We start from the raw sequence: 277 nt of genomic DNA on the forward strand, positions 1-277 counted from the left end.
TCCAATATGGAGCACGTTCACCACCACCAGAGGACAGCTCGGACAGATGGAAGGCGCAAGTGCAGGTCTTGGGGACCAGCGCCTGATACACCAGCAGCCGAAGGTTGCCCGGCGAAGCCAGTACGGATCGCTCAATGCCCACCCCCGCGAGGCGCGAAGGAATCTCACGCGCAGAAGATGCGTGGACGGTGGTAAAGAGCCGCTGGCCGGACTGGAAACAGTCCTGCGCAGCCATCGCGCTCTCATGGTCACGAATCTCGCCCAGGTAGAACGCGTT

At 61.7% G+C, this 277-nt stretch carries 1 protein-coding gene; it reads right to left on the reverse strand.

Annotated features, from left to right (window positions below; genetic code table 11):
* Positions 1-277 (reverse strand): ATPase, T2SS/T4P/T4SS family (locus VJI94_RS08310; RefSeq protein WP_324009017.1); only part of this gene is annotated, 277 nt, incomplete at both ends.

Source organism: Parvimonas sp. D9, assembly GCF_035282565.1.
Classification (GTDB): Bacteria; Bacillota; Clostridia; order Tissierellales; family Peptoniphilaceae; genus Parvimonas; species Parvimonas micra.